Source organism: Arthrobacter sp. THG-b23 (genome assembly GCF_059091265.1).
Genome location: NZ_JBNHGM010000001.1, coordinates 616,702 through 642,280 on the forward strand (window position 1 = coordinate 616,702; position 25,579 = coordinate 642,280).

The window sequence follows — 25,579 nt, forward strand, 5'->3', positions numbered from 1 at the left end:
CTGCTCAGGCCTCCGCCATAGTCCGGCCGACAATGAGACGCATGATCTCGTTGCTGCCCTCGAGGATCTGATGCACACGCAGGTCGCGCATGATCTTTTCCAGCCCGTACTCGGCCAGATAGCCGTAACCGCCGTGCAGCTGGATGGCAGAGTTCGCGGCATTGAAACCGGCATCGGTGGCAACCCGCTTCGCCATTGCACATAACCGAACGGTGTCCATTGACCCCCGGTCCAAGGCGTCGGCGGCACGCCGCAAAAGGGTGCGGGCGGATTCCAGTTCCGTGTCCATGTCCGCGAGCTGGAAGAGCAGGGCCTGCTTCTCGATCAGCGGTACCCCGAACGCCTCGCGCTCCTTTAAATACGCGACCGTTTTCTCCAGCGCGGCCTGACCGCCTCCGAGCGAGCAGGCGCCCATGTTGATGCGCCCGCCGTTGAGACCCTTCATCGCGATCCCGAAGCCCGTTCCCTCCTCACCGAGGCGGTTGCCCGCCGGAATCCGGACGTTGTCCAGGATCACTTGACGGGTAGGCTGCGCGTTCCAGCCCATCTTCTTCTCATTGGCCCCGAAGGACAGGCCTTCGGTGCCGGCGGGTACGAGGAACGCTGTGATGCCGCGACTCCCCGTGTCCGCCGTACGGGCCATGACGATATACAGGGCCGAGGCACCCGCCCCCGAAATGAACTGCTTGACGCCGTTGAGCACGTAGCCGTCGCCTTCCCGCACCGCCCTGGTGGTAAGCGCCGCGGCGTCGGACCCGACGCCGGGTTCGGTCAGGCAGTAGCTGCCCAATCCCTCCATCGACGCCAACAGGGGCACCCACTCGGCCCGCTGCTTCTCATTGCCGAAGGCATCGACCATCCACACCACCATGTTGTGGATGGAAATATACGCGGCAATGGAAGGATCGGCCTTGGCAAGTTCCTCGAAAATCAACACCGCATCGCTGCGTGTCAGACCCGACCCGCCATAGTCCTCAGCGGCATAAATGCCGCCCAGGCCGAGCTCGCCGGCCTCGCGGAGCACGTCAACCGGAAAATACTTGGCCTCGTCCCACTTCGCGGCGTTCGAGGCGAGAGCCTCACGGGCGAAGTCCCGCACCGTCTCGACCAGCGCCAGCTGATCCTCATTAAGTTCAAACATGACTGTCCTTTCCTCCCTAACGGGAGACTTTGCCCATGAGGGAGGCGATGGGCCGAAGGAAGAGCGGCCGGGCCAGGAACCAGGCGGCGGCTATCGCTGCAATGGAGGCGCTGAAAATCCAGAATCCGACCCAGCTGGCGTCATCCCGCGAGGCATACATGTGGTTGAGGTTGCGCAGGGCTCCGGTCATCAGGACCAGCGCGACGTGGGTCACGATAAACAGGACGAAGTAGATCATCGCCGGCAGGTGAATGGCCCGGGCCACTTCGACCGGGTAAAGCCGGTTCAGCCTCTCCGCCTTCTGCGGCCAGGCCCCGGACATCCGCAGCCCGGTCGCCAGTGCCAGCGGGGCGGCGACGAACACGGTCACGAAGTACGCGAGCACCTGGAGGCTGTTGTAGTTCACCCAGCCGTTCTCGGTGGGCCAGTCGAAGGAGGCGTACTGCAGCAGGGTGGACAGCGCATTCGGGATGACGTCCCAGCTGGTCGGGACGATCCGCATCCACTGCCCGGTGGCGAAGAGCAGGATCATGAACACGGCCCCGTTGAGCACCCACAGCACGTCCAGGGTCTGGTGAAGCCACAGGTCAAGGCTGATCTTCTTCGGCGGGTTCTTCGTCTTGAGCAGGCCCTTGTTATTGCGGGTCCAGTAAGCCTTGGGGCGGGCGGTGGTGCGGACCTGCCAGCCCGTCCGGATGATCAGCACCATGAAGAACGCGTTGAGGAAATGCTGCCAGCCCAGCCAGGCCGGCAAACCGACCGGCGCCGACGCCGGCAGTTCCACCTGACCCGGGTACTCGACCAGGAAGCCTTCGACGGCGGGCAGGGTCCGCAACCACTTGGCAGCCAAAACCAGGAGCAGGAGTACCCCGACGGCGATGCCGATGGCGACGGCATACCGGATCATCTTGTTCTGCGGCAGCAGTGCCGTCTTCGTTACGGTCGGCATCACGGATTTCCTTTCGTGAACGGAAGCGTTCGAGGCTGCCGGGCCGGAGTGAAAGGCTCCTGCCCGGCAGTTGGACTAGTTGGTCTGGAGGGAGGGTGCCGCAGCGTTCTTCGCCCGGTCGCCGAGGGCTTCGATCAGCTGCGGCACGACGCTGAAAACGTCACCGACGATGCCGAAGTCGGCTACGTCGAAGATGGGTGCGTCCTCGTCCTTGTTGATCGCCACGATCGTCTTCGCTGTCTGCATGCCCGCACGATGCTGGATGGCGCCGGAGATCCCCAGTGCTACATACAGCTGCGGGGACACCGACACCCCGGTCTGCCCCACCTGGCAGGACTGCGGAACGTAACCGGCATCCACCGCCGCACGCGAGGCCCCCACCGCTGCGCCGAGCGCGTCAGCCAGCTGCTCGACCAGCACGAACTTGTCCTTCGACCCCAGCCCCCGCCCGCCTGAAACCACGGTCGCCGCACCACGCAAGGCCGGCCGTCCCGAGCCGGTGCTTGCGGGATGAGCCTGCTCGATCACCGAGGCGTTATCCGCCCCAGCCTCCAACGACACCGTTGCTACTTCCGGTGAGGCGGACGGCGCCCGGTCCTCGAGGGCTCCCTGTCGCAGCGTGATGACTGCCAACCCGGACTCAACGGTGGACTCCACGTTGTAGGCGCCGCCGAAGACCGAATGGGCGGCAACGGGGAACCCGTCATCGCTGGTGCGAACGTCGACTGCATCGGCGAGCAGCGCAGAATTGGTCCGTACGGCGGTCCGCCCGGCGATCTCACGCCCTTCAACCGAGCTCGGCACGATCACAGCCGACGGCCGGTACTGGTCGACAGCGGAAACCAGAGCGGTCGTTTGAGCTGCTCCCATCCGCTGTCCCACGAGGGGGCTTTCGACGACATACACGTATTGGGCGCCCAGGTCGCCCAACTGCGCGGGCAACGCCGTGCCCTCGCCCGGTTTCACGGTCGCCACGGCGACTGGTGTCCCGAGCTTAGCGGCGGCAGCAATCACTTCGGCAGCGCTACCGGCTGCAGCGCCGGTATTCGAGATTTCAATAAATGCGATGACGTTTGTCATGTCAGTCTCCTCGGATCAGATCAGGCGGCTGGCGACCAGAAACTCGGCCAATTCGTGGCCGGCGTTGCCGTCGTCGATGATTTTCTTACCGGCGGAACGGGCCGGCCGTTCCGCCGTCGCCAGCACGACGGCGGCCGGCGCTGCGGGCTCAAGGCCAAGGTCTGCCAGGGAGAGGGAGGCCAGCGGCTTGCGTTTGGCGGTCATGATCCCCTTAAAGTTCGGAAAACGCGCCTCGGCGGCGCGTTCAGTCACTGAGACCACGGCCGGCAGCGGTGCACGGACCGTCAGGGACCCGTTCTCAATGCCGACTTCGCCGGCCACGGACCCTTCGCCGATCTCGACCGAATTCAGCGAGGGCAGCAGCGGCAGCCCGAGGTGCTCGGCGACCATTGCCGGCACCACGCCTCCGCGGCCGTCGGTGGATTCGTTGCCGGCGACCAGCAGATCGAATCCTGTGTGTTTCGCCGCAGCAGCCAGTACGGCAGCAGTGCGGACAATATCGGCGCCCTCCAGCCCGTCGTCGACGACGTGCACCGCCGAATCGGCACCCATCGACAGGGCCTTGCGCAGCGCCTGGCTGGCAGACTCGGGACCCATCGTCAACGCGACAACCTCGGTGCCCTTCTTGTCTCCATCCTTATAACGCAGCGCTACCTCCAAGGCCCGCTCGTTGATCTCGTCGGCCACGCTTTCGCCCGCCCGGTCCACCCGCCCGGTGGCTGGGTCCAACCTGCGCTCCTCCTCGGTGTCGGGCACCTGCTTCACCATCACCAGAATCTTCACAGTCATCTCCTTCGTCCCGGTCCAACTAGCCTAATATAGCTAACATTAATATGATAGAAACATCAAGGGAGTATCCATCCACTTGAAGGGAAACAACGATGGCCTCCGTAAGCTTCAGCACCCACGGGCCGATTGCACGTATTGTGCTCAATCGACCCGAAGCCCTCAATGCCATTGACAGCGAAATGGACGCCCAGCTGTACGACATCTGGACCGAGGTGAACCGCAATCCCGGCATCCGAGTTGCAGTACTCACTGGCGCCGGTGACAGGTCCTTCTGCGCGGGAGGGGACATTTCAAATGCGGTCCCGCCGCCGCAGCGGGTCGCGTTGGGAGGCGGGTTGACCGGCATCGGGGGCGAGCTATTGACGTTGCGTAAACCCCTGATTGCTGCCGTGCACGGTTTCGTGCTGGGCGGCGGGTTCGAACTGGCCCTGTGCGCCGACATAATTGTGGCCGCGGACACGGCAGTGTTCTCCATGCCGGAGGTTCGAATAGGGATAATGGCAGGTGCAGGTGTAATGCACCGTGCCATCCGCCAACTGCCCCACCGCGTGGCGATGGCGATGATCCTCACCGGTGAGCGTCTCAGTGCAGAGCAAGCCCTGCACTACGGTCTGGTGAATGAGAGCGTTCCGTACGGAGAACTGCAGTCTGCGACCGAGCGCTGGGTGGACAAGTTGCTGGCGGTCTCTCCTCTCGCTGCCCAAGCGGCTAAGGAAGCCGTGCTGTCCCGGCAGGCCCACCCACTCGAGGTCGCCCTCAGCACGCGCTTTCCGGCGATCGAGTCTTATGCTGCCTCAGCCGATTATCGGGAAAGCCGACATGCCTTTGTGGAGAAACGCCGGCCCAGATGGCGCGGGCTATAGCCGGCACAGGAACCGTTGCATACTCTACCGGCAGACCACGCCTTGGAAACCGTGCTCCCATCGCTGCAGACCTGGTCCGAACCCAGCCGAGTATGCCGTTCTGCCCAAAACTCCATCCAGTGCATAGCTGAAGCTTGCAGCCACCATCCGGCGAATGTGACGGACGCCGCCCTGCTGCATAGTAATTTAAGCCCTGGGAGCCTACGTCTCGGGTTCAGACCAAAGGTCCTCCTACTCCCCTAGGCCAACTAAGCAGTGCTGGCTGCCCAATGGAAACGATGCCGCGGCTAGCGGCAGATCAGTTTTCCCTGCGCTTTGTACCGAATACCGACGCAGTGTCGACATCGTTCAGGATGCTTGTCGATTCGACCACCCGCTTGATTTTCACGTAGGCCGGAACCGCGGCCGCCGCCAGGAGCAGGACGATCCCTAACGTTCCTCCGCGCCTTCTGACTGCGCTGGCCTTCAATGCTTTTGTCATTTGCTTTTCCTCTCAGCTTCCCACGTAGAGTTGCTCAAGTTCGGCCTGCTCGTTGGCGAGACCGACGGTATCTGCCACTCCAACCCGGGCGGCGGAAGCCGGCTCCGATGCCAGTCCGCTGCTCGGCACGATGTGGCGGGTCTTCCATGCGGCATGCCGGAGCAGTTTGGTGAGCACGCTATAGACAATGGCCCCGTCGCTCCACTGGGTCACGATCCGCCCGCTGGCGCTCTTGTAGTAGTTGCTGGCCCCCTCGAACGAAGCGCCGGCCAGACGCTGTTGGATCATGCTGTTAAACCACTGGGAAACAGAGTCACGGACTTCCACCGAGCTAGCCCGTCCGCCGGCTAGGAGCTTGATTGCCGCAACAATGTAGTCTGCCTGCGCCTCGAGATGGGTAACGATCGCGCCGCCGTTTGTGTTCGGGCCGTACATCATAAAGAAGTTGGGAAACCCAGTAGTCATTATCCCCAGGAGCGCCTGCGGCTCGCCATTCCAGACTTCGTTCAGGCTCCTGCCGTCTCGTCCGACCACTTCCACCGTGGACACGAAATCGGACTTGAACCCCGTGGACATGACCAGTACGTCGACTCCGTGCTCCTGCCCAGCAGTATCCACCAACCCGTGTTTGGTGACCCGGGCAACTGCACGGGGTACGACGGCGACATTCTCGCGTGTGAGGGAAGGATAGAAGTCGTCCGTCAAAATCGGGCGTTTGCCGCCGAATGGATACGCGGGCGTCACCGTCTCCCGCAGATCGGGCCGTTCAGCGAACACCGTGTCAATGTAAGCGCGGGCAGCCTCCTCTGCGGCCGCGTTTTCCGGAGTCCCGGGGCGCCAAGAAGCGTTCTTGTACTGCGCCTTCTCCCGACGCATGAGCATCATGGCACGCACGATGCGCTGGGCGGCGGGCGAGTTCATGGCTGCCCTCTCCGGGGCGGTGAAGTCACGTGCCCCCTTGGGCAGGACCCAGCCCGGTTCTCGCTGGAACATCTTCACCTGGCCAGCGACGGGAGCGATGCTAGGGACCACCTGAGCCGCGGTCGAGCCCGTACCGACAACGGCGACAGTCTTCCCGGACAGATCCACCTCGTGGTCCCAGCGTGAAGTATGGAACTTCGGGCCCACGAAGTCCTCCAGCCCCGGCCAGTCCGGATAGCGGGGATCGCTAAGCAGGCCCACCGCGCTGACGACCGCTTCGAATCGCTCAACGCGGCCGTCCTTGAGCAGAACGGTGTACCGCTGACGGTCTTCGTTCCACACTGCATTTTCGACCTCGCAGCCGGTCTTGATGTGCCTGCGCAGGCAGTACTCGTCCACCACGGCCTCGAGGTATTCCAGCAGTTCGGCCTGGCGGACGTGTGTCCGGCTCCAACGCCACGGTTTGAATGAGTACGAATAGAGAACTGAAGGCGTATCCACCTCGGCCCCTGGATAACGGTTGTCCCACCACACGCCCCCGACGTTGGGTGACTTTTCGTAGATGGTGAAGTTATCGATTCCTGCCTGCTTGAGCTTGACGCCTGCCGCTATACCGGAGAAACCGGCACCAATGATTGCCACCCGCGGTGATGCAGTAGGTTTTCGCACCGTTGGGGCTCCTCTCTACTAGTCGATATAAGCAAAAGCTTTTTGATATATCGAAACCTAAGCTGATATACTGAAATAGAACCTAGTTCACCTACGTCCGGCAGTCAATACTTCGAGGATGGAGACCTAAATGAAGCCCGCTCCCGCGGCCGCCCGGGCCATGGCAGTGATCAATTACCTGACCGTTCATCCCAAAATGGCCTTCACTCTGTCCGAGCTCTCCTCTGCCCTCGGAGTCAGTCCGGCCTCGATGTCATCCATCCTCCTGGCGCTGACGGAATGGGGTTACGTCCTCCGCGACCGCCGGCACCGTACCTATGCTCTGGGTCCAGCGGTAGTAGCTGCCGGACATGCCGCCTCCCAACGCCACCCGGTCATTGAAGCTGCACGGCCCGAACTCATGCGGCTGTCCAACTTTGGGAGTGAATGCATCGGCAGTGCCGCTGTAGCGGATGAAATCCTAATCCTCGCCATCGAAGGCCGCCCCTCCAGCCAATCCCGGGAAGCGTGGATCGGCCAGCGGATTCCGCTCATCCCCCCATTTGGGCAGGTCTTCCTAGCCTGGGCACCCGAGGTTGATGTGCAGCACTGGCTTGGACGGCTTGGGCCGGAGGCAGCGGCCAGACACAGCCGAGGACTGGCCCAAGACCTCCTCCAGGTACGCGGGCGGGGCGTAGTCATCGGACTTCGGAACAAACAGGTGGATACCGTGATCGGGCTCATCAATGAATCCACGCACCGTCTGGACAAGGAAGCGGAGATCCATACAGAATTGCAGAGAGCCATCCCGGACCAGACGGATAACTACTCGCTTCGCGACGTAGACCCCGCCGCACGCTACGACGTCGCGAACCTGGCCGCACCGGTTTTTGGCCCGGACGGCACCGTCGTGTTCGCTATGACGCTTTATGGCATCAACGACATTCGAGGTTCCGACCTGCTGGTGCTCTGCTCCGAAATGCTGCAGTCGGGACGTACCGTCACCCGCGCAATCGGCGGGAAGTGGGCGGGCGATATGCCAGTGAGTATCGCGCCGTAGCACGCCCCTCATCATTAGAAGGAGAACGCACGATGGACCCAACCCCCTTCATCCGGGGAATCGCGTTTGCCGCCCAGGTGCACGCTGGCTCCCGGGTGCCGACCGAATGCACCGAACGGTTTGCCTGCGACACTGCATCCGCTGCCCAGGTCCCCGCCGGCGTACGGCTGGAGTTCTGCGGCAATGCTAAGGCGGTGGATATCGACGCCACGACCGGTGCCTGGCACCCGCTTGCCGCTCCGGTGCCGGAGCAGTATTTCTCGGTGTGGCTATCCGGGCGCCTATACACTCGGATCCCGGCAGCTCCGGAGGCACGACAACGATTCCACATCGACCTGCCGCCACACGGACGCAACCAGCCGGTTACCATCCACCTGCCCGAAGGCTATCGCCCCGTCCTGCACAGCATCGAGCCGATTGGCGGGACAATCCTCCCATCGCCGCCTCGCCTACGCTGGGTGGCCTATGGGGACTCCATCACCCAAGGCTGGACCACGAGCGATCCGGGACGGGCGTGGACCGCAGAGGCGGCGCGCGAGGCGAACCTCGATGTCATCAACCTCGGCTTCGCGGGCTCGGCACGGGGCGAACTGCCCGCGGCCAGTTTTGTCGGCACGGTGCCTGCGGACGTGATTTCGCTTGCCTGGGGGACCAACTGCTGGTCGCAGATCCCCATGGACCGCAGCTACATCAGCGAACTCATGCGGCTCTTCCTGACCGTGATCCGCAGCGGCCACCCCAAAACTCCAATCGTCGTTTTGAGCCCGCTGGTCCGCCCCCATGCCGAGTCCACCCCCAACAGCGTCGGCGCAAACCTTGAGGACCTGCGCCATGGAATCGAAGCGGCAGCCGCCACGTTCGCCACTACTGAGGGTGATGAACGCATCCACATCCTTCCGGGCCGGGAACTGATTTCCGCATCGCAACTAGTCGACGGCATCCACCCTGGGGACCAAGGGCACGAGGTGATTGGCAAGGCGATGGCTGCAGCCCTGACCTCCGCCCTACGAAGCGGCTCCGACATCAGGACAGCAGCCAAGATGCGCTAGACCCGGCAGAAAGCGGTTAGAAGGCCACAAGGTGGGAACTCAACGGGCAAGCGGCATTGTCTATCGCCGAACCGCCATCGGCTCTTCGCCGAGCTCCATCGGCTGGTACCAAGCAAGACGCGATCGACCGATTCCTTGCATTGAACAGGCGCGCAGCATGCACCAGATCAGCGCGGTCGGCAAGCCGACGTACCGGCAGGAACCAGGTGGCAAGGGCGTCGGGAACAATCCTCGGGTCCGGCCACGAACACGGGCTTGACCCCCATGAGCCACGAGCCGAAGAACCATCGGCAGCGTCAGGGCACCGTAAACGCGCAGATGTGCATGTAGTCTGGCCGCCGTCCACGGTGGCGTCTTCCGGACCCAACACAGCACCTGTTCCCATGGCCTTAACCGTCCCTTGTTGGCCTATTTAGCTGCGGCAGCCTCGTGGCGCTGCGGGCGAGCGGCGAATGACTCGAAACGTTCAGTAGTGTCCGGATGCTCGGCCAGGGCGGCAATCTGCTCCTGTTCAAGGCGCAGGTGCGCCTCGTATTCGTTCAGTGCTTCGGCGCCAAGGAGCCGTTTGGTCGGGCCAAGAGCCTGCACCGGCGAAGATGCCAGGGAATCGGCCAGCTCCTGCACCCTTTGTCTCAGGAGCCCGTCCGCGGCGACCTCGCCGACCAGCCCCCAATCCAATGCCTCCTGCGCGCCAACCGAACGTCCGCCGAGCAGGACTGTCGCGGCCCGGCGTGGGCCCACGGCCCGCGGAAGCAGGTAGGAGACCCCGCAGTCAGGGCTTAACCCGGCCCCCGCGTAGGCACCGATGAAGGATGCCTGTGGCGAGGCAACCGCAAAGTCGGCGTTCAGCACCAGCCCCAGCCCGGCGCCGGCGGCCGGACCGTGGACGGCCGCAATGCTAACCAGCCGCGACCGGGCCAGCCGGAGCAGCCCCTGGTGCATTGTGCCAGCCAACTGGGCAACGAACGCCCCCCGCTCGGGCGCCTGGGCCATCGCCGCGACGTCTCCTCCGGCGCAGAAGAACCGCCCGTTGCCGGCGAGGACCACCACGTGGCAGTCCTGGTCTGCCTCTGCCAGGGCCAGTGCCTGGCAGAACTCGTCCGCCAACTGCTGGTTCAGCGCGTTGGCAACGTCCGGCCGGTCCAGCGTGAGCCAGGCGATGCCGTCCCGCACGGCAAACCCGAGCGTCTCAAAAACGACCGTCACCGCGGCGCCATCCGGACTGCGCCATCCAAGCGAATAGTTTCGCCGTTGAGCATGGGGTTTTCCACGATGTGGGCCACCAACGAGGCGTATTCCTCCGGTGCTCCCAGACGTGACGGATGCGGTGTCTGCGCCTCAAGCGAGGACACCGCATCCTCCGGCAGCGCCTCGAACATCGGGGTGCGGAACAGGCCCGGAGCAATGGTGACCACTCGGATACGGTGCTGGGCCAGGTCCCGGGCGATGGGCAGAGTCATCCCTGCCACCCCGGCCTTGGACGCTGAATATGCAGCCTGCCCGATCTGCCCGTCAAAGGCCGCGACCGATGCGGTGCAGACCAGCACGCCGCGTTCCTCCCCGACCAGGGGCTGTTCCATAATGCGTATCGCTGCCAGCCGGATGACATTGAAGGTGCCCACCAGGTTGATTTCGACGGTGCGCCGGAAGTCATCTAGGGGAAAGGGGCCGTTCCGGCCTGCCACCCGTGCGCCTAGGGAGATGCCTGCGCAGTTGACGGCCATTCGCAGGGGTCCCAGTTCCGAGGCCGCGTCCACCGCTGCCTGGACCGCCTGTTCGTCGGTCACATCGGTGGGCAAAAAACGCACCCGATTGCCCATCTCGCGGGCCACCGCCTCACCAGCCGATGTTGCCAGATCGGCAATTACGACTGCTGCCCCGTCCGCCGCCAGCCGGCGCACCGTGGCCAGGCCGAGCCCTGATGCCCCGCCCGTGACCAGTGCTGCACTTCCGCTACTGTCCATCACAAATTCTCCTTCTAGAGTCACAACAAAAAGCGCTGCCCGGGCCTGCTGTCCGGTGCTCTCCCGCTACGGGCAGCCCGCCGGGTCCTGCCCCGGGAATTCGGCGTGGCCCGGCCCCCGGAGACAGTCCCGGCAGGGTCCGTCAGTGTACTGGCTGGGGCGTCGCGACAATCTGTGGGGCCAGCCGGCCCGTGATGATCTCTTCTGCCTCGGCGATGATCATGCGCACAACATGTTCGCAGGAGGCCACCTCGTCGATCAGGCCCTGGGTTTGCCCGGCCCACCAGAGTCCGCCTTCCATGTCTCCGTTCTTGAGCACGGCTTCCCGGCCTCGTGCGCCCGAGGCCAGATGCGCGATGTCCTCAAACGTTGTTTCGGGCCGGGCAGAGACCTCCAGGATTTCCTCCGAAATTGAATTCCGAGCTACCCGGGCCGAATTCTTGAACTTGCGGAATACGATCCGGGTGTCGCGCTCGGTGTTCGCCACTATTTGGTCCTTCACGTTCCGGTGCACCGGTGCCTCGTCGGTGGCGACGAACCGGGTGCCCATGTTCACGGCGGCTGCGCCCAGGGCCAATGCGGCCACCAGCCCGGCGCCGTCGGCGAATCCACCGGAGGCAATGACCGGGATGTTCAAGGCCCGTGCGGCGGCGGGGACCAGAATCAGGCTCGTAATGTCTTCCTCGCCCGGATGCCCGGCGCACTCGAATCCATCGATGCTCACCGCGTCTACGCCCAGAGCCTGTGCCTTGAGGGCATGCCGGACCGCCACGGCCTTGTGCACCACCTTCACCCCCGCGGCCTTGAATGCGGGCATGTGCGGTTCCGGGCTGCTGCCGGCGGTCTCGACAACGGGGATCCGGTTCTCGATGATCACCTGCCGGTATTCTTCGTACGGCACCGGGCGAAGCGTCGGCAGGATCGTCAGGTTCACCCCGAACGGCTTGTCCGTCAGTTCCCGGCACGCCTTAATCTCGGCGTCGAGGGCTTCAGGTGTCGGCTGGGTCAGTGCCGACAGGAACCCCAGGGCCCCCGCATTGGCCACGGCGGCGATCAGCGGTGCCGTGCCGACCCCGGTCATTCCTCCGCACACGACCGGATGCTCGACCCCGAACGTCTCGGTAAAAACATTGGACAACATCGCTATCCCACCTATCAGTTTTAGCTTCATATCGCCATGGCCCCGCGTGCCGCTTTGGCAGCGGGGCATCCTGCCTTTAGTCCCGGACCAAATGCGGGAACTTCGCCCCGACGCCCCCATCGACCAGGATGTTCTGTCCTGTGAGGTAGGAACTGGCATCCGAGACCAGAAACGCCAGTACGCTGGCGATCTCCGCGGCGTCGCCGAAACGTCCCAGCGGCACGTTCCGGGCTTGTCGGGCAACGAAGTCCCCGTCGTTGAACAGCCCGGCCTGCGTCCGTGGCGTCATGATCACACCCGGAGCCACGGAATTGACACGGATGTTGTCCGTGGCCAGTTCCACCGCGGCAGAACGCACCAGCGACATCAACGCCGCCTTCGCAGCACCATAGGCTGAATGCCCTTGGGCGCCGGCGACACCGGAGGCCGAGGATACGAACGCAAACGCTCCGCCGCCCGAAGCCTTCACCTGCGGCGCTGCAGCTTCAAGCACATACAGGGCCTGCCGGTAGTTCAGCGCGAACTGTCCGTCCAGCACCTCGTTGGGGGTGTCCAGCACAGGATGCCAAGCAGCGGCCCCAACTACGTCCACGACCGCATGCAACTCGCCTAGGCCCGCAAATGCCGCCTGTACCCCGGCCCGGTCTGTCACATCCACTTGGACCGCCGATCCTGCGACCTCCTTCGCCGCCGCCTCGGCCAGTCCCAGGTCCCTGTCCAGGCACACGACCGAGGCACCGGCGGACTGCACAGCGCGTGCCGCCTCGAGACCCATCCCCTGTCCTGCCCCGACGACGGCCACCACCCGGCCTGCCAAGGACAGCCGGTCAGCATAATCGATCATCAGAGTTCTCCTTGCCACAAATTACAGGCTATGCGGGCCGTTTGCTTTGAATCATAATAACAATAGTCCTGTCAGAAAAATATAGTCGGACGCATTTTGATGAAGAACGTCTTTCCATCACGAAGCGGGGGGAGAGGCGAGTCCGTGTCTCGCGAATTGACATCCGTGCTGCCAGTGCATCCTCGTTCCAGATGCATCGCCGACTGCTGCGCGTCAGGTTATTAGTCGGCCTGCACTGAATACCGCGGGAATCAGGGGTTCCGGGGTACCGCCACGCTGTCGGGGGGCCCGGGTGCCCTCAGACGTCCGGCGCAGTCCCTTGCACAGCGCCGACCGCATCCGCTGCCGGATCCTTTGCTTGAAAGTCTGTCACTTGCCGGTTGAGGACATGCTGGCAAGCGCGACCAGTTCGTCCTTTATGACTTTGCCGCTGGCATTCAGCGGCAGGGCGTCCACGAAACGGATCCTCCTCGGCCGCTTGAAATTGGCCAAACGGTCCCGGCACCATTCGGCCAGCTCGGCTTCGGTGACCCCGGCATCGCGCCGCACCACGCAGGCCAATCCCACCTCCCCGAGCCGTTCATCCGGCACCCCCGTGACCGCCGCAGCCAGCACCCGCGGGTGCGCCTGTATCACCGCCTCGACCTCTGCGGGGTACACGTTGAATCCGCCAACGATGTACATGTCTTTGATCCGCCCGGTGACCCTCAGGTAGCCCCGCTCGTCCAGGAAGCCCAGGTCGCCACTGCGCAGGTAGCCCCGCCCGTCCAGGAACCCCTCGTCCGTGCCTAGGTAGCCCGCCATCAGGTTGTAACCGCGCAGGGCGATCTCGCCGGTCTCGCCGACGCTGACCGGGTTCCCCACCCTATCCAGCACGGCTACCTCCACCCCGGGCACCGCCTTGCCGGCGGTGGTGGCGACCGCCTCGCGGTCATCGCCCTGCCTGGTCAGTGTCGCCACGCCGGTGCCTTCGGTGAATCCGTAGGGAGAGAAGACCTCATCGAACCCGAGTACGTCGTACATGTCGTGGATGAGCTGCGGGGGGATGGACGTTGCGCCGGTAACCGCAATGCGCAGTGAAGAAAGGTCCCGGCTGGGCAGGGATTGATGCGCGAGCAGGGCCTGGAAGACCGTGGGCGGCGCGGGATAGAACGAAATCCGCTCCCGTTCGATGGTGTCCAGCGCTGCCTCCGCGTCGAAGACCGCCATCGGATAGGCGGCCACGCCGTGCACCAGGCTCAGCAGCAGGCCGACCTTGAGCCCGAAGGCGTGGAAGAAGGGGTTGGAGAGCAGGACGCGGTCCCCCGGGCGCACCCCGAGCAGCGTACCCCAGGTCCAGTACGCGCGCAGCAGGGCCCCATGGCGCAGCATGGCGCCCTTCGGTTGTCCCGTGGTCCCCGAGGTGAACAGCACCGTTGCAATGTCTTCCGGCGAGATGCCGCTAATCCGCTGTTCCAGGTCGCGCTCCGACTCGGACCCGCACGCGGCCAAAAACGCCTGCAGGCTCGGACTGTCCGGTTCGTCGATGCCCACGATCCGCGGCAGGTGCGGCAGCAGTTCGGGGGAATCGCGGTGGAGGGCGCGCAGTTCCTCCGCGTAGGAGCGCTCCAAAAACCGGTCGACGGTGAAGACCAGCACCGCGCCGGAGCGGTTCAGGATGTCCGCCGCCTCCCGCGCGGTGTATCGGGTGTTCACGGGCACCAGCGCAGCGCCGCTGAGGTGGATCGCGAGCACCGATACGGCGAATTCGATAGAGTTGGGCGCCCAAATAGCCACGCGGTCCCCCGGCTTGACCCCCGCTGCCATCAGGCCGCACGCGGTCCGCTTGGCATAGGCGAGGTAGTCCGTAAAGCTCAGGCTCCGTCCGGCGTCGACCAGGGCCGGACGAGCACCATAGTGCTGTTCGGCCCAGAAGGCGGCCGCCGCGATCGTGCGGACGTCGGGGGACGGGTAGTCGGTGGCTTCGTCATTCATCGTTCATCTTCTCCGCGGGAATGTTCAGGTAGGACAGGGAAACGTTATGCACCGTCGGCCAGGAATCGCTCCAGCCCAAATGCCCTGATCGCGTTTTCACCCACGAATTTTGCCTCGACGTCTTCCTGCAGTCCCAGTGCCCGCGCAGCCGCCAATGGACGCTGGAAGTCGAGCAGGGGCCAGTCCGAGGCGTAGATGCATTTGTCCTGCCCGTACCCGCCCAGGAACTTGCGGAAGGCTTCCTCGAAGTGCTTGGCCAGCCTGGCCGACGTGTCGATGTAGACGTTGTCGTGCTTCCAAGCGACGTGGATCATCTCCTCGACCCAGGGCGACCCGACGTGACCGCACACGATGGTGAGGTCGGGGAAGTCCAGGGCGACGTCGTCGATATACAGCGGCTGGCCGGAGCGGGACGGAAACAGCGGGCCGGTCCCGCCCACCTGGGTCTGGACGGCCAGGCCCAATTCCTCACACTTGGCGTACAGCGGGTAGAACACCCTGTCCGTCGGATCCCGCCAAAAGTAAAAGGGCTCCAGCTTCATGGCACAGATGGGGTAGTTCCGGGCCAGGCTTTCCAGTTCCCGCACGGCCCGCATGACGCCGTTGGTCGGGTCCACCGCGACAACACCCACCAGCCGGTCGGCCCACTTGTCCAGCGCATCCAGCACCAGGTGGCCCGGCACCACGGGTCCGCCCGAAACCAGCGACACGTCGACGTCGGAGGCGTCCATTTCCTCGATCATGTCCTCGAGCGAAATGCCGTTCTTCATCCGGTCGGTCCCGTACTTGCGGAAGACGTGGGCAGTCCGTTCCGGCATCGCGTCCACCACTTCGCGGGTCCACGGCTGGATCCACGCGTCAACCACCTTGGGGCGGGTCTTCAAATTCTTCATGGGGGCGGTCACTTCGCACCTTTCGGGGTGGACGGTTCCAAATCGAGGATCAGGCGGCACCGAAGCCGGAGAGCCGCGGCGCAGTGCCGAAGGCCTTCAGCAAGCAGGCGGTTTCCAGGCCGAGCTCGGCGGCAGAGCCGAGGAACGGCGCGAAGAACTGGGCGCGGCGCACCAGCGGCGCCAGCGGGAATTCCTCGGTGAAGGCCATGCCGCCGCAGACCTGAAGGCCGTGCGTGACGGCCAACTGCCCCGCCTTCTTGGCCAGGGAACCGGCGACGAGGACGGCCAGCTCCGTCCGGTCCGCTTCATCCCAGCTTTCAGCCAGCGCTGAGCGGGCAGCGGCGATCGCCACGCGGACGTCAGCCAAGCGGTGCTTGACGGCCTGGTAGCTGCCGATCGGGCGCCCGAACTGCTGGCGCTCGGTGACGTGGGCAACGGCGACGCGCAGGCATTCCTCGGCAACCCCGACCATCTGGTACGCCAGCGCCCGCCGCGCCGTGCGCCAGGCAAGCTGCGAGTGCTCGGGTGTCAGCGCCTCCTGGATGACGGCGGCGTTGACGGTGACCCGGGCGGCCCGGACGCGTGCGTCGGCCCCCTTGAGCCCGACCGCCGCGGCTGCTTCCAGTGGATCGAACAGGGCGACGGCGGGCTGGCCGGCGGCGTCGGCCACGAACGCCAGGACCTGCTCGCCTTCCGTGATCGGGCCCAGGACCAGACCGTCGAGCCGGACCGAACCGTCCGCGGACAGCAGCCCGGCGTCGGCGGAGCCGGGCAGGGGGTAAAGAACCGAGCAGGGCTGCTCGGCGGACACGCGGGCGCCGGCCACTTCCAGCGCCTGCACGACGGCGGCGTCCAATGCGCGCGACGCCGCGGCGGCGCGCCCGAGCTCCTCCCCGAGCACGGCGGTGGCCAGCTGTGGGTCCTCCTCGGCCAAGTCGAACCAACCCAGGTCGAGGAGGGCCTCCCAACCGACTCCCTCCGGACTCTGGGCCACCAAGGCGCGCGTGGATGCAGCCACCGCCTCGGCCAGGTCTTCCATCTCATCGACCAATTCAGCCACGGGCTGCCTCCCTCGGAAGGCCGAGCACACGCTCGGCAACGATGTTCTTCTGGACCTCGGCCGCCCCGCCGTACACGGTGGCGGCGCGCGAGTAGAACCATTCGCCACGTTCGGTGTGGGGTTCCGCGCTGTCGCCGATGGCGAAGTTCCGCACGTGCACGGCCCGCACGGCGTCGTGGACTAGGTGTTCCGTCTGGCCGAGCAGGATCTTGTCGATCGACACCTCCGGTCCCAGCCGTTCCCCAGCCGCAAGCCGCTTGACCGTTTCCCGGCACCGCATCCGCAATGCGGCAAGGCTTGTGTACGCTTCGGCAACGGCCGAGGCCGCCAGCACGTCCGATCCGTCCAGATCGGCGACGAGTCCCGAGAGCGTCGAGTGCATGATGGCCTGGCGCTGCCACGCCCACATGCCGCGCTCATACTGGAGCAGGTCCATCGCAACGCCCCAGCCGCCATCTACCGGGCCGACGACGTGGTCTGCGGGTACGTGGACGCCGTCGAGGAAGACCTCGGAGAATTCCTCTTCACCGGTGAGCGTCAGCAGAGGGCGGACCTCGACCCCGGGGGCCTTCAGGTCAACCCAGAAGAGGGTCAGGCCGCGGTGCCGGGATTCCGGAGCACCCGTACGAGCAAGAACGCCGCACCAGTCCGACCGATGGCCCAGCGACGTCCAGACCTTCTGGCCAGTGATCCTCCAGCCGTCGCCGTCGGGCACCGCCTTGGTGCGCAGGCTGGCCAGGTCGCTGCCGGCCTCGGGCTCGGAGAACCCTTGGCACCATAGCGCCCTGCCGGCAAGCAATTCCGGAAGGTAGCGCGAGGCAAGGCCGGGGTTGTGGGCCACCAGGGCCGATCCGAGGACCTCGAGCGCACCGACCTGCTCGGGCATTCCGAAACCGGCGGCGGTGATCGCATCGTAAAGCTCGGCTCTGTGCTCGGTGCTTCCGCCGCGGCCGCCGCTCTCGGTCGGCCAGCCCCAGCCGGTCAGGCCGGCGGCGTCGAGCCGGGCGATGAATTCCAGGCTGCGGTCGATCCGCTCGTCCAGGCTGTCCGTCCGCCGAGGATTGCAGTCCTGCAGGGCATTGGAGTTCGCATTCAGCCACTCCATCACGTTGGGCGCATCCACTTCCAGGCTCACCACGGCCTCACTTTCTTTCCTACGTTCCGGCTGCTGCGGCGTGCTCCGACCTCCGGCCGGAGCGCCGTCCCTAGTGCGCGGTCCATCCGCCGTCGACTGTCAGGGTCTGGCCGGTGACATAAGCGCTCATGTCGCTGGCCAGGTAGAGCAACGCCCCGTCGAAGTCTTCCACCTGCCCGTGCCTGGGGATCAACGTGTTACGGCCGATCCACTGCTGGATGTTGTCCTTGTTGATCACGTCCGCGGTGATGCCGGTTTCGATGAAGCCGGGGGCGATCGAGTTGATCCGGATGCCGTAGCGGCTCCACTGCGCCGCCCATTCGCGGGTGATGGATTCGAGCCCGCCCTTCGAGGCCGAATAGACGGCCTGCGGGAACCTTCCGATCCCGACGCTCGCCACCATGGAGGTGACGTTGATGATCGATCCGGCGCCGCGTTCCTTCATGGACGGATACAGAGCCTGCGCCAGCCGGATCGGCGAAACCAGGTTGACGTTCAACGTGGTGTTGATGATGTCCAGTGTCTCGTCCTCGGCCTTGACTCCGCCGGCGATGTGCGCGGCGTTGTTGACCAGGATGTCGATGGGTCCGAGCTCTTCAAGTACCGCCCGACCCAGCTCATCGGCCGCTTCCGGCACGGACAGGTCCGCGGGGAAGGGGACGCAACGCTCGAACTGCCCGGCGATCTCCTTCAGGGTCTCTTCGCGGCGGGCCACGATGCCGACTGTGGCGCCGGCTTCGGCCAGGACCTGGGCAAAGCGGCGTCCGATCCCGGAGGAGGCGCCGGTTAGCAGCGCCGTCTTGCCCTCGAGGGAGAACCGGGCGATTGGGCTTGACATCGTGTTCCTCTCCGACGCCGGATTGGGCGCCAGTGGTTTTCCGTGGCCCAAGTGGTTCCGTTTGCTCCAGTGGGCCCGTGCGGTCAGCGGTCAGTGGGTGAGCGCATCCTCGTGGGGCGCCGGGGCGGGCAGGGGCGTGAAGAGGTTGGTGAAGCGGTCCTTCCCCATCATCTCTACCAGGACGGCCTCGGTCAGGCTCAGTCCCATCGGAAGCCGCCGCACTGGCTGGGAGAGCCGGGAATACCATGACACGTTGGTCTCGTCGGCGAAGCCCATGGCGCCGTGCAGCTGGTGTGCCCGGCGCATCACGGTATCGGCCGTTTCCAGAGCAGCCACACGCAGTCCGACGGCGTCCACGAGCCAGACCCGCTCGTGGTCTTCCTGCGCCAAAGACCACAGCGTGTACTTGGCCAGTTCGGCCAATCCCTGGGTGGCAACGTTGACGTCGGTGAGCGTGAACTGGATGCTCTGGAACTTGGACAAGGTCCGGCCGAACTGTTCGCGCTCCTTCACATAGGTCAGGGTATCCGCAGCCGCCCGCTCCAGGACTCCGAGCAGCCACCACACCTGCAATGTGACCAGCAGTGCCGTCTCGCGCTCCAACCTCCCCACGGCATCGCCTAACCGGACCTCGCCGGCAAAGCTGCCCAGCTTGGTCCCCAAAGAACTTCCCGTTGCCAAGACCACGCGCTGCTCCCCGCTGAGCTCGACCGCACTCCAGGACAGCGGAAGATCGGCATGGGAGGCTACCTCCCGGCCCGTCGACGGGACCAGCAGCAGTCCTTCCGAACCCTTCGGAGCCGAGAGCCGTTCCGCGATCGGGTAAGGCAGCACGTGCCGTCCTGCAGCCCGGCAGGCGGCCGCTGCCGCCTCAAGCTGCACTTGGTCCGCCAGTGGTTCGATGTCCCACAGGCCGATTTCATCCAACAGCGGGCCGATCAGGGTCGCCCGCCCCTGCGGGTCTGCTTCCGCCCGTCGGGCCAAATCCACGCCGCCCGCTGATGCCAGCGTGTCAAATACCGCATCGCCGAGCTCTACCGCCTCGACCGAGAGGTGATTCCTCATCGCTTACCCACCAATCTGTTAGCGAGCGCCAGGCGCTGCATTTCCAACGTTCCCGATGCGACGGTCGAGGCCTGCGCATAGCGCCAGTGGTCTTCGACCGCACGTTCAAAGATCCGCTCCTCGTCCCCGGTGCCCAGGCCCCAGCCGCCCACGATGTCCATCAGCACCTCGGCGACTTCCTGGTCCAGCAGCGTTACCGCGATCCGGTAGGCGGCAGCGTCGGCCGGGTCCAGCTTGCCCTGTTCCTGGGCGGCAACGACCTTGTAGGCAAGGAGCCGGACGGTTCGGCTGTGCACCAAGGCCTTGGCCCAGCGCTGATGTAGGCCTTCAGGCAGGTCCGCCCAGGCGTCCCCCAGTGCCTCCGGAGCCCAGGAGAGCAACTTGTCGCACCGGGCATATCGCGCAATGCCGATCCGTTCGAACGCGAGCACGTCGGTGACAATATTCCAGCCCTCGTTGACCCCGCCGAGCACGTCCCGGTCCGGCACCCAGGCTCCGGTGAAGTACACCTCGTTGATGTGGTGTCGTCCAAGCATCGAAGGAATCGGCCGGACCTCGATCTCCGCCTGCTCCATGTCTATCAAAAACACCGTGATGCCCTCCTTCCGGCTCTCCGGTGTGCCGGTCCTGGCGAGCAGGAAGCACCAGCGTGCCATCTCCGCATAGGAGGTCCAGACCTTCTGCCCATGGATGCGCCAGCCACCTTCTTCACGGACCGCCTTGGTCCGGAGGCCCGGAAGATCGGAGCCTGCTTCGGGTTCACTGAAACCCTGACACCACAACACGTCGCCGGCAGCGATCGGAGGCAGGTGCCGCTGCTGCTGGTCTTCGCTGCCGTGGCGCATCAGAACGGGTCCGATCCAGTTCAGGCCCATGTACTGGGCGCCGCGGGGTTCATGGGCTGCCCACATCTCTTCCCGAAGGGCTGTCTGCTCCCAGCTCGTGGCTCCTCCACCGCCGAAAGCCTCCGGCCAGGTCAAGGCGAACAGCCGCTGCTCACCGAGGGTCCGGCTGAAACGCTGGGCAATTTCCAAGTCATTTGGGTCATCGGTAAAGGCGCCGAGATATGACTTTGGAATGTGTTCTTCCACGAGGGCCCGCAGCCGGTGGCGCAGTGACCGGACTTCATCCGCCTCAGCATAGTCAAGCATGGCGCTCCTTCATTCTTGGGTGCCGCTGCCGCAGCTGCCCGGTGCTGTCGGGCGCCTCCGGCGCAGAGGTTGGTGGGCAACTGAGGCCCCCTAGCTTACCTAGCTATCATATTAATGATTAGGATGACAGTCAAGAGCGGGTGTCCTATTGCCTGTCGCCCGAAGCCCTTGGCAGACGACCTGAGGAGATCGCTGCGCCCAAGGGACCTAATGCAGGCCGGGCTCGAGCGGCCCTGGTCGGTGCTGAAGGTCGGGCGACGGTACAAATACTGGGGCATGACTTCAATCATTTATATCTTGACATAGTCAGTTCTGATTGAGACTGTCTCCTATGAAGAGCGGCGTCGGATGCGATTCTCCATTTTGGAATCCGCTGCGCCAGCAGAAAGGAAGCCGTCCTCTCCTGAAACGGAGGGACCCGGATAGCTAGGAGTGGCTATGCAATCCACCGCAGTCTCTTTTGACGGGTCTTCATTATCTCTTTCAATCACTACCGAGAAGGTCGAGATCCCACCAGTTGGAGGGCTCATTGCTCGGGTTTCGATGGCTGGGATATGCGGTACTGATGCTCATCGCATTGTTGGCGACGTACCTAAGGAGGACGAACCGATTTCTTTTGGCCACGAGGCTGTTGGGGTCGTGGCCGAATTGGGTGTTGGACGTGTGACCGATTGGCACGGCCACAATCTTGCTGTCGGTGATCGCATAACCTGGTTCCCGCCCGCCGCAGGCTGTGGTCACTGCCAAAATTGCCTCAATGACTTCACTCTGCTCTGCGAAGACGAGACCTGGCCTTACCCTTCATCGAGGCCGAACCCAGCCGGTTTTCAGCAGTATGCCACCCTTTCACCACGTGTGCCGGTGTACAAGATCCCCGACGACATTCCGGACGAGGCCTACATTGCACTCGGCTGCGCACTGCCCACCGCTATCAACGGAATGGACGTGCTCGGCCAAATTCGCCCCACCCAAACTGTGCTGGTGCAAGGTAGCGGACCTGTCGGCCTCGCGTCCATTGCCTTGGCGACCCTAGCAAGTCCTGCACAACTCATTGTCGCCGGCGCTCCGGCAAAGAGGCTCGAGTGGGCCACGCAGCTTGGCGCCACTACAACGCTTGATATAACGACAACGACTCAAGCGGAGCGTGCCCAGCGAGTGCATGAGTTGACTGATGGCCGAGGTGTGGACGTGGTGATCGAAGCTGCTGGACAACCCGCAGCCTTCACCGAGGGCATCGAACTCCTGGCCAGGCGCGGGCGCTACCTTATCTCCGGCTTGTTCTCAGGCTCAGGCACCGTGGAGCTTAATCCTGTGCTCATCAATAACCGCAGCCTGACCATCTTGGGCAACTTGGGCGGCAAGCTTGAGAACCTGGGAAATGCGGTGGATCTGACCCCCTTGCTTCAGCGACGCTTCGGGATCGCAGACCTAGTTACCGACCGGTTCGACCTTGCAGAAATTGCAACTGCGATTCGAAATTTCGGGGTGGGATCGAGTACGAAAACCGTTGTAGTGCCCTAAATTCCTGGAAGTACTGGGAGTAGGGGTGGATAGGCGGAGCCGGAACCAGCAGCGGGTTCGCACCGCTACCCGGCAGGCTGGATGGATGCGGCTAGTCAAAGCGGGCACGGTGGCCGCCTCGCTTCCAAGGGGTTGAGGCTACGGATAGGGATGGTCCTTTCCTGTGTAACGCGTATCGGCCCATGTCCGCTAATGACATGTATAGTGCTGTGTTCCTCAGGAAAACCCAGCAGCGTCAAACCCCGAAGTGCCCGCCCGAGGGTAACGGCTGCTGCAGAGCCTGAGCTCGGCCGGCGTGATTCCGGTGCGCGCGCCCAGACAACCTGGTGCTGGTGACGCCGAAATAGCTCAGCTCCCGTTGGGACAGTTCCCTTCGCTGCCGGACCGGCTACTTGCTGGTCACAGGAACAAGACCTAGTTGTTCGTCCGTCCACGCCGACTTCACGCCCGAAGTGCCCGCCGTCGGGCGCGCACCTTCCACAAAGTTGCGCATATAGGAAGCCAAGTATTCGATGAAGGATTCCCCGACTGCCTGGCTGCGAAGATATTCCGGTGAGGCCGGTAGCCAGCGGGGCCTGAACGCCGGGTCTGCGAATACTTGATTCGGATAGTCGCCATGCAGGATTGCCACCTTGCCCAGTGCCACGTAGTCCGCGCCGGCATCTAGGCAGGCTCTGGCGGTTTGCGGATCGACGATTCTTCCGGCGACGCCGACACGGACGGGACCACGGTCGAGTTCCAGAAAGTGGGCCATGATGTTCTTGCCGCGGGCCCGTTCGTCGTCGGGATCCTTAAAGATGTTCCATAGGGACATGTCGAGATAGTCGATCCGGGCCTCGTTCAGGAGGCGTTGAACGGTGGCGCGGATGTCGAAAAAGTCCTGGCCATATCGTTCTGGAGAGATCCGGACGCCGAGTTGGAAGTCCTCGCCACAACGCCGGCGGACGGCATCTACGACCTGGAACAGCAGCCTGCTGCGGTTGTCGAGGCTGCCGCCGTAATGGTCCGTTCGGCGGTTGGCTGTCCGGCTAAGGAACTGGGCGATCAGGTAGCCATGCGCGGCATGAATCTGAACTCCGTGGAAGCCCGCTTCCTCCGCCCGCCCCGCCGCTTCGGCAAAGCTGTCCACGATGGCTTCAATTTCGTCCACGGTGAGGGCGCGCGCGCCGGTTTCGGCATCTTCGGAAGGGCCGACGCGGTCCGTGCTGTCGGCCCGGATGCCCGCGTGGTTGAGCTGGACGCAGGCTACGCTGCCGGCGTCGGTAAGGGCAGAGGCCAGGTTCCGCAGCCCGGGCAGGTGCTTGTCATCGTACACGCCGATCTCGCCTTGGAAGCCTCGCCCGCAGGGCTGGACCGTACTGGCGCAGGTCACGATCTGTGCGAATCCGCCATGGGCCCTGCGGAGGAGCCAGTTTATTTCCTGATCCGAGACCGTGCCGTCGAAGTTGCTCTGTTTATTGGTCATGGGGGCCAGCATGAATCGGTTCTTCATTGCTGGGCCGCGGGAAAAGCTTAGCGGCGTGAATAGCGGATCCATACAGCTCCTTGTGGGTGTTTACGGCGGGTGACGCCGTAGAGGGCTCGCAGCTGGAGGCAGCGCGGGCCGCCAAGTCGTCCCCGAACCTTGCCCGGCAAACGCCTTATGATTACAATGTTTATTGTTAATCTTAGCAAAGTGGTGAGGCGCCACCAAGCACCTTCAAGCAGATCGGGGAAATTGTGGGCAACCAGGAGAAGATCGTCCTTCTCGACGGGGCACGAACCCCTATCGGCAGTTTCGGCGGGGTTTTCAAGGACGTTCCTGGGTACCAGCTCGGGGCCTCGGCCGCCAAAGCGGCGCTGAAACGCTCGAAGGTGGAGGCCGCGGAGATCGGCGAGGTCGTCATGGGCTGCATCGGACAGGTCGGTCCAGATGCCTACAATGCCCGTCGGGTGGCCCTGGCCGCGGGACTGCCCGCGAGCATCCCCGCCTACACCGTGAACCGGCTGTGCGGGTCCGGGCTGCAGGCCATCTGGTCCGCGGCGATGCAGATGCGCTGGGGCGGGGCGGATTTTGTGCTGGCCGGCGGGGATGAATCCATGACGAGGATGCCGTTCTACGACTTTGGTGCCCGCAACGGCTACCGGCTCGGGGACCGCGCCCTGGTGGACGGCACGGTCGCGATCCTTACCGACCCCTTCCACGGCATCCACATGGGAGTTACGGCCGAAAATGTTGCCCGCAGGTACGACATCTCACGTACCGAGCAGGACGAGTTCGCCCTCGAGTCCCAGCGCAGGGCCGCCGCCGAGACCGCCCGAACTGCCTTCGCCGAGGAAATAACTCCCGTCCAGGTAGACGGTCGCACGTCGGTGACAGTCGAAGTGGACGAGCATCCCAAGCCCGGGACCTCCCTCGAAGGGTTAGCGAAGCTGAGGCCGGTATTTGAGGAGGGCGGTACCGTCACCGCCGGCAATGCCTCAGGCATCAACGACGGCGGCGCCGCGGTCGTGCTTGCGCGCCAATCAGTTGCAGCCGAACGCGGACTCTCTGGCCTGGCGACCCTGGAGGCCGTTGCTACCTCAGCCATGGAGCCGGAACTGATGGGCTACGCCCCGGTCCTAGCACTGAAGAAGCTCTTCGAGCAGACCGGCACGACCCCGGCCGACATCGACGTGATCGAACTGAACGAGGCATTCGCTTCACAGGCGGTCGCCGTAATCCGCGATGCCAAGCTGGACCCCGAGAAAACCAACCCTTACGGCGGGGCCATTGCGCTGGGCCATCCGGTCGGCGCCACCGGTGCCATATTGTCGCTCCGGGTGGCGAAAGACCTAGTCCGCCGCGACGGTGAACTGGGCATCGTCACCATGTGCATCGGCGGCGGCCAGGCGCTTGCGGCACTCTTTCGCCGCCATGGATGAGAAGCCGACGGCGGATTCGGGCGGCGTCTAACCGCCGATACCGTATCCTTTATATAAAGGCAATCATTACGGTCTCCTGCGACGCCCGCATCAAGGAAGCCGAATATC

The 25,579-nt window shown here is 64.3% G+C and carries 23 protein-coding genes; 5 read left to right on the plus strand and 18 right to left on the minus strand.

The genetic code is table 11. The features are described from left to right. Window positions 1-4: 4 nt before the first annotated feature. The 4 genes from AC5RVD_RS03010 to AC5RVD_RS03025 form a co-directional block, all read right to left on the minus strand. Entirely contained in the window at window positions 5-1,141 is a 1,137-nt protein-coding gene (locus tag AC5RVD_RS03010) for an acyl-CoA dehydrogenase family protein (protein ID WP_494125908.1), read from the minus strand. 16 nt (window positions 1,142-1,157) lie between these two features. After that, entirely contained in the window at window positions 1,158-2,048 is an 891-nt protein-coding gene (locus tag AC5RVD_RS03015; RefSeq protein WP_494126062.1) for a cytochrome b/b6 domain-containing protein, read from the minus strand. A gap of 117 nt (window positions 2,049-2,165) precedes the next feature. After that, a complete protein-coding gene (locus AC5RVD_RS03020) occupies window positions 2,166-3,170 on the minus strand; it encodes an electron transfer flavoprotein subunit alpha/FixB family protein (protein ID WP_494125909.1) in 1,005 nt (334 codons plus the stop codon). A 15-nt stretch (window positions 3,171-3,185) separates the two neighbouring features. Next, the gene (locus AC5RVD_RS03025; RefSeq protein ID WP_494126063.1) at window positions 3,186-3,953 is read right to left on the minus strand and encodes an electron transfer flavoprotein subunit beta/FixA family protein; all 768 of its coding nucleotides are present in this window, start codon (window positions 3,951-3,953) and stop codon (window positions 3,186-3,188) included. A gap of 98 nt (window positions 3,954-4,051) precedes the next feature. Between AC5RVD_RS03025 and AC5RVD_RS03030 the strand changes: the two genes are divergently transcribed. Further along, a complete protein-coding gene (locus AC5RVD_RS03030) occupies window positions 4,052-4,822 on the plus strand; it encodes an enoyl-CoA hydratase-related protein (RefSeq protein ID WP_494125910.1) in 771 nt (256 codons plus the stop codon). Window positions 4,823-5,120: 298 nt separating this feature from the next. On the opposite strand, the gene AC5RVD_RS03035 is transcribed toward AC5RVD_RS03030, so the two are convergent. Then, window positions 5,121-5,303 (minus strand): hypothetical protein, encoded by a 183-nt coding sequence (locus tag AC5RVD_RS03035; RefSeq protein WP_494125911.1) that lies wholly within the window; start codon window positions 5,301-5,303, stop codon window positions 5,121-5,123. 12 nt (window positions 5,304-5,315) lie between these two features. Beyond that, complete coding sequence (locus tag AC5RVD_RS03040) at window positions 5,316-6,893, minus strand: flavin-containing monooxygenase (RefSeq protein WP_494125912.1); 1,578 nt, start codon at window positions 6,891-6,893, stop codon at window positions 5,316-5,318. A gap of 130 nt (window positions 6,894-7,023) precedes the next feature. On the opposite strand from AC5RVD_RS03040, the gene AC5RVD_RS03045 reads away from it, so the two are divergent. Together AC5RVD_RS03045 and AC5RVD_RS03050 are read left to right on the plus strand one after the other, a co-directional pair. Then, window positions 7,024-7,932, plus strand: coding sequence for an IclR family transcriptional regulator (locus AC5RVD_RS03045; RefSeq protein WP_494125913.1), 909 nt, complete (start codon window positions 7,024-7,026; stop codon window positions 7,930-7,932). A 32-nt stretch (window positions 7,933-7,964) separates the two neighbouring features. Further along, window positions 7,965-8,981 carry an SGNH/GDSL hydrolase family protein gene (locus tag AC5RVD_RS03050; RefSeq protein WP_494125914.1) on the plus strand — a complete coding sequence of 339 codons (1,017 nt, stop codon included), beginning with the start codon at window positions 7,965-7,967 and terminating at the stop codon, window positions 8,979-8,981. Between the two features lie 408 nt (window positions 8,982-9,389). Here the strand turns inward: AC5RVD_RS03050 and AC5RVD_RS03055 are convergent, their stop codons facing one another. From AC5RVD_RS03055 to AC5RVD_RS03105, 11 genes are all read right to left on the minus strand, one after another. Further along, window positions 9,390-10,187 carry an enoyl-CoA hydratase/isomerase family protein gene (locus tag AC5RVD_RS03055; RefSeq protein ID WP_494125915.1) on the minus strand — a complete coding sequence of 266 codons (798 nt, stop codon included), beginning with the start codon at window positions 10,185-10,187 and terminating at the stop codon, window positions 9,390-9,392. Further along, the gene (locus AC5RVD_RS03060) at window positions 10,184-10,945 is read right to left on the minus strand and encodes an SDR family NAD(P)-dependent oxidoreductase (RefSeq protein WP_494125916.1); all 762 of its coding nucleotides are present in this window, start codon (window positions 10,943-10,945) and stop codon (window positions 10,184-10,186) included. The genes AC5RVD_RS03055 and AC5RVD_RS03060 overlap by 4 nt, the downstream gene beginning before the upstream one ends. Window positions 10,946-11,087: 142 nt before the next feature. Beyond that, window positions 11,088-12,086, minus strand: a complete 999-nt coding sequence (locus tag AC5RVD_RS03065; RefSeq protein WP_494125917.1) for an NAD(P)H-dependent flavin oxidoreductase — start codon at window positions 12,084-12,086, stop codon at window positions 11,088-11,090. Between the two features lie 76 nt (window positions 12,087-12,162). Beyond that, on the minus strand, window positions 12,163-12,930 hold the full coding sequence (locus AC5RVD_RS03070; RefSeq protein ID WP_494125918.1) for an SDR family NAD(P)-dependent oxidoreductase: 768 nt from the start codon (window positions 12,928-12,930) through the stop codon (window positions 12,163-12,165). Window positions 12,931-13,299: 369 nt separating this feature from the next. Next, the gene (locus AC5RVD_RS03075) at window positions 13,300-14,904 is read right to left on the minus strand and encodes an AMP-binding protein (protein ID WP_494125919.1); all 1,605 of its coding nucleotides are present in this window, start codon (window positions 14,902-14,904) and stop codon (window positions 13,300-13,302) included. Window positions 14,905-14,948: 44 nt separating this feature from the next. Then, window positions 14,949-15,809, minus strand: coding sequence for an amidohydrolase family protein (locus tag AC5RVD_RS03080; protein ID WP_494125920.1), 861 nt, complete (start codon window positions 15,807-15,809; stop codon window positions 14,949-14,951). Between the two features lie 37 nt (window positions 15,810-15,846). Continuing rightward, on the minus strand, window positions 15,847-16,857 hold the full coding sequence (locus AC5RVD_RS03085; protein ID WP_494125921.1) for an acyl-CoA dehydrogenase family protein: 1,011 nt from the start codon (window positions 16,855-16,857) through the stop codon (window positions 15,847-15,849). Next, window positions 16,850-17,992 (minus strand): acyl-CoA dehydrogenase family protein, encoded by a 1,143-nt coding sequence (locus tag AC5RVD_RS03090; RefSeq protein ID WP_494125922.1) that lies wholly within the window; start codon window positions 17,990-17,992, stop codon window positions 16,850-16,852. Before AC5RVD_RS03090 ends, AC5RVD_RS03085 begins: the two co-directional genes overlap by 8 nt. Window positions 17,993-18,062: 70 nt before the next feature. Next, window positions 18,063-18,830 carry an SDR family NAD(P)-dependent oxidoreductase gene (locus AC5RVD_RS03095; RefSeq protein ID WP_494125923.1) on the minus strand — a complete coding sequence of 256 codons (768 nt, stop codon included), beginning with the start codon at window positions 18,828-18,830 and terminating at the stop codon, window positions 18,063-18,065. A gap of 90 nt (window positions 18,831-18,920) precedes the next feature. Further along, window positions 18,921-19,895, minus strand: coding sequence for an acyl-CoA dehydrogenase family protein (locus AC5RVD_RS03100; RefSeq protein ID WP_494125924.1), 975 nt, complete (start codon window positions 19,893-19,895; stop codon window positions 18,921-18,923). After that, entirely contained in the window at window positions 19,892-21,046 is a 1,155-nt protein-coding gene (locus AC5RVD_RS03105) for an acyl-CoA dehydrogenase family protein (RefSeq protein WP_494125925.1), read from the minus strand. Before AC5RVD_RS03105 ends, AC5RVD_RS03100 begins: the two co-directional genes overlap by 4 nt. A gap of 438 nt (window positions 21,047-21,484) precedes the next feature. On the opposite strand from AC5RVD_RS03105, the gene AC5RVD_RS03110 reads away from it, so the two are divergent. Beyond that, window positions 21,485-22,567, plus strand: a complete 1,083-nt coding sequence (locus tag AC5RVD_RS03110; protein ID WP_494125926.1) for a zinc-binding dehydrogenase — start codon at window positions 21,485-21,487, stop codon at window positions 22,565-22,567. 388 nt (window positions 22,568-22,955) lie between these two features. On the opposite strand, the gene AC5RVD_RS03115 is transcribed toward AC5RVD_RS03110, so the two are convergent. Further along, window positions 22,956-24,104, minus strand: a complete 1,149-nt coding sequence (locus AC5RVD_RS03115) for an NADH:flavin oxidoreductase (protein ID WP_494125927.1) — start codon at window positions 24,102-24,104, stop codon at window positions 22,956-22,958. Between the two features lie 182 nt (window positions 24,105-24,286). Here AC5RVD_RS03115 and AC5RVD_RS03120 point away from each other — a divergent pair, with 182 nt between their 5' ends. Then, window positions 24,287-25,471, plus strand: coding sequence for a thiolase family protein (locus AC5RVD_RS03120; RefSeq protein WP_494125928.1), 1,185 nt, complete (start codon window positions 24,287-24,289; stop codon window positions 25,469-25,471). Window positions 25,472-25,579 lie beyond the last annotated feature (108 nt).

Excerpts from the sequence above, each read along its gene's own strand:
- AC5RVD_RS03030 (WP_494125910.1), top strand. The coding sequence starts at position 4,052 with ATGGCCTCCGTAAGCTTCAGCACCCACGGGCCGATTGCACGTATTGTG.
- AC5RVD_RS03065 (WP_494125917.1), bottom strand. The coding sequence starts at position 12,086 with ATGTTGTCCAATGTTTTTACCGAGACGTTCGGGGTCGAGCATCCGGTC.
- AC5RVD_RS03115 (WP_494125927.1), bottom strand. The coding sequence starts at position 24,104 with ATGGATCCGCTATTCACGCCGCTAAGCTTTTCCCGCGGCCCAGCAATG.
- AC5RVD_RS03075 (WP_494125919.1), bottom strand. The coding sequence starts at position 14,904 with ATGAATGACGAAGCCACCGACTACCCGTCCCCCGACGTCCGCACGATC.
- AC5RVD_RS03045 (WP_494125913.1), top strand. The coding sequence starts at position 7,024 with ATGAAGCCCGCTCCCGCGGCCGCCCGGGCCATGGCAGTGATCAATTAC.
- AC5RVD_RS03110 (WP_494125926.1), top strand. The coding sequence starts at position 21,485 with ATGCAATCCACCGCAGTCTCTTTTGACGGGTCTTCATTATCTCTTTCA.
- AC5RVD_RS03060 (WP_494125916.1), bottom strand. The coding sequence starts at position 10,945 with ATGGACAGTAGCGGAAGTGCAGCACTGGTCACGGGCGGGGCATCAGGG.
- AC5RVD_RS03100 (WP_494125924.1), bottom strand. The coding sequence starts at position 19,895 with ATGAGGAATCACCTCTCGGTCGAGGCGGTAGAGCTCGGCGATGCGGTA.
- AC5RVD_RS03050 (WP_494125914.1), top strand. The coding sequence starts at position 7,965 with ATGGACCCAACCCCCTTCATCCGGGGAATCGCGTTTGCCGCCCAGGTG.
- AC5RVD_RS03020 (WP_494125909.1), bottom strand. The coding sequence starts at position 3,170 with ATGACAAACGTCATCGCATTTATTGAAATCTCGAATACCGGCGCTGCA.
- AC5RVD_RS03070 (WP_494125918.1), bottom strand. The coding sequence starts at position 12,930 with ATGATCGATTATGCTGACCGGCTGTCCTTGGCAGGCCGGGTGGTGGCC.
- AC5RVD_RS03010 (WP_494125908.1), bottom strand. The coding sequence starts at position 1,141 with ATGTTTGAACTTAATGAGGATCAGCTGGCGCTGGTCGAGACGGTGCGG.
- AC5RVD_RS03095 (WP_494125923.1), bottom strand. The coding sequence starts at position 18,830 with ATGTCAAGCCCAATCGCCCGGTTCTCCCTCGAGGGCAAGACGGCGCTG.
- AC5RVD_RS03015 (WP_494126062.1), bottom strand. The coding sequence starts at position 2,048 with ATGATCCGGTATGCCGTCGCCATCGGCATCGCCGTCGGGGTACTCCTG.
- AC5RVD_RS03035 (WP_494125911.1), bottom strand. The coding sequence starts at position 5,303 with ATGACAAAAGCATTGAAGGCCAGCGCAGTCAGAAGGCGCGGAGGAACG.
- AC5RVD_RS03105 (WP_494125925.1), bottom strand. The coding sequence starts at position 21,046 with ATGCTTGACTATGCTGAGGCGGATGAAGTCCGGTCACTGCGCCACCGG.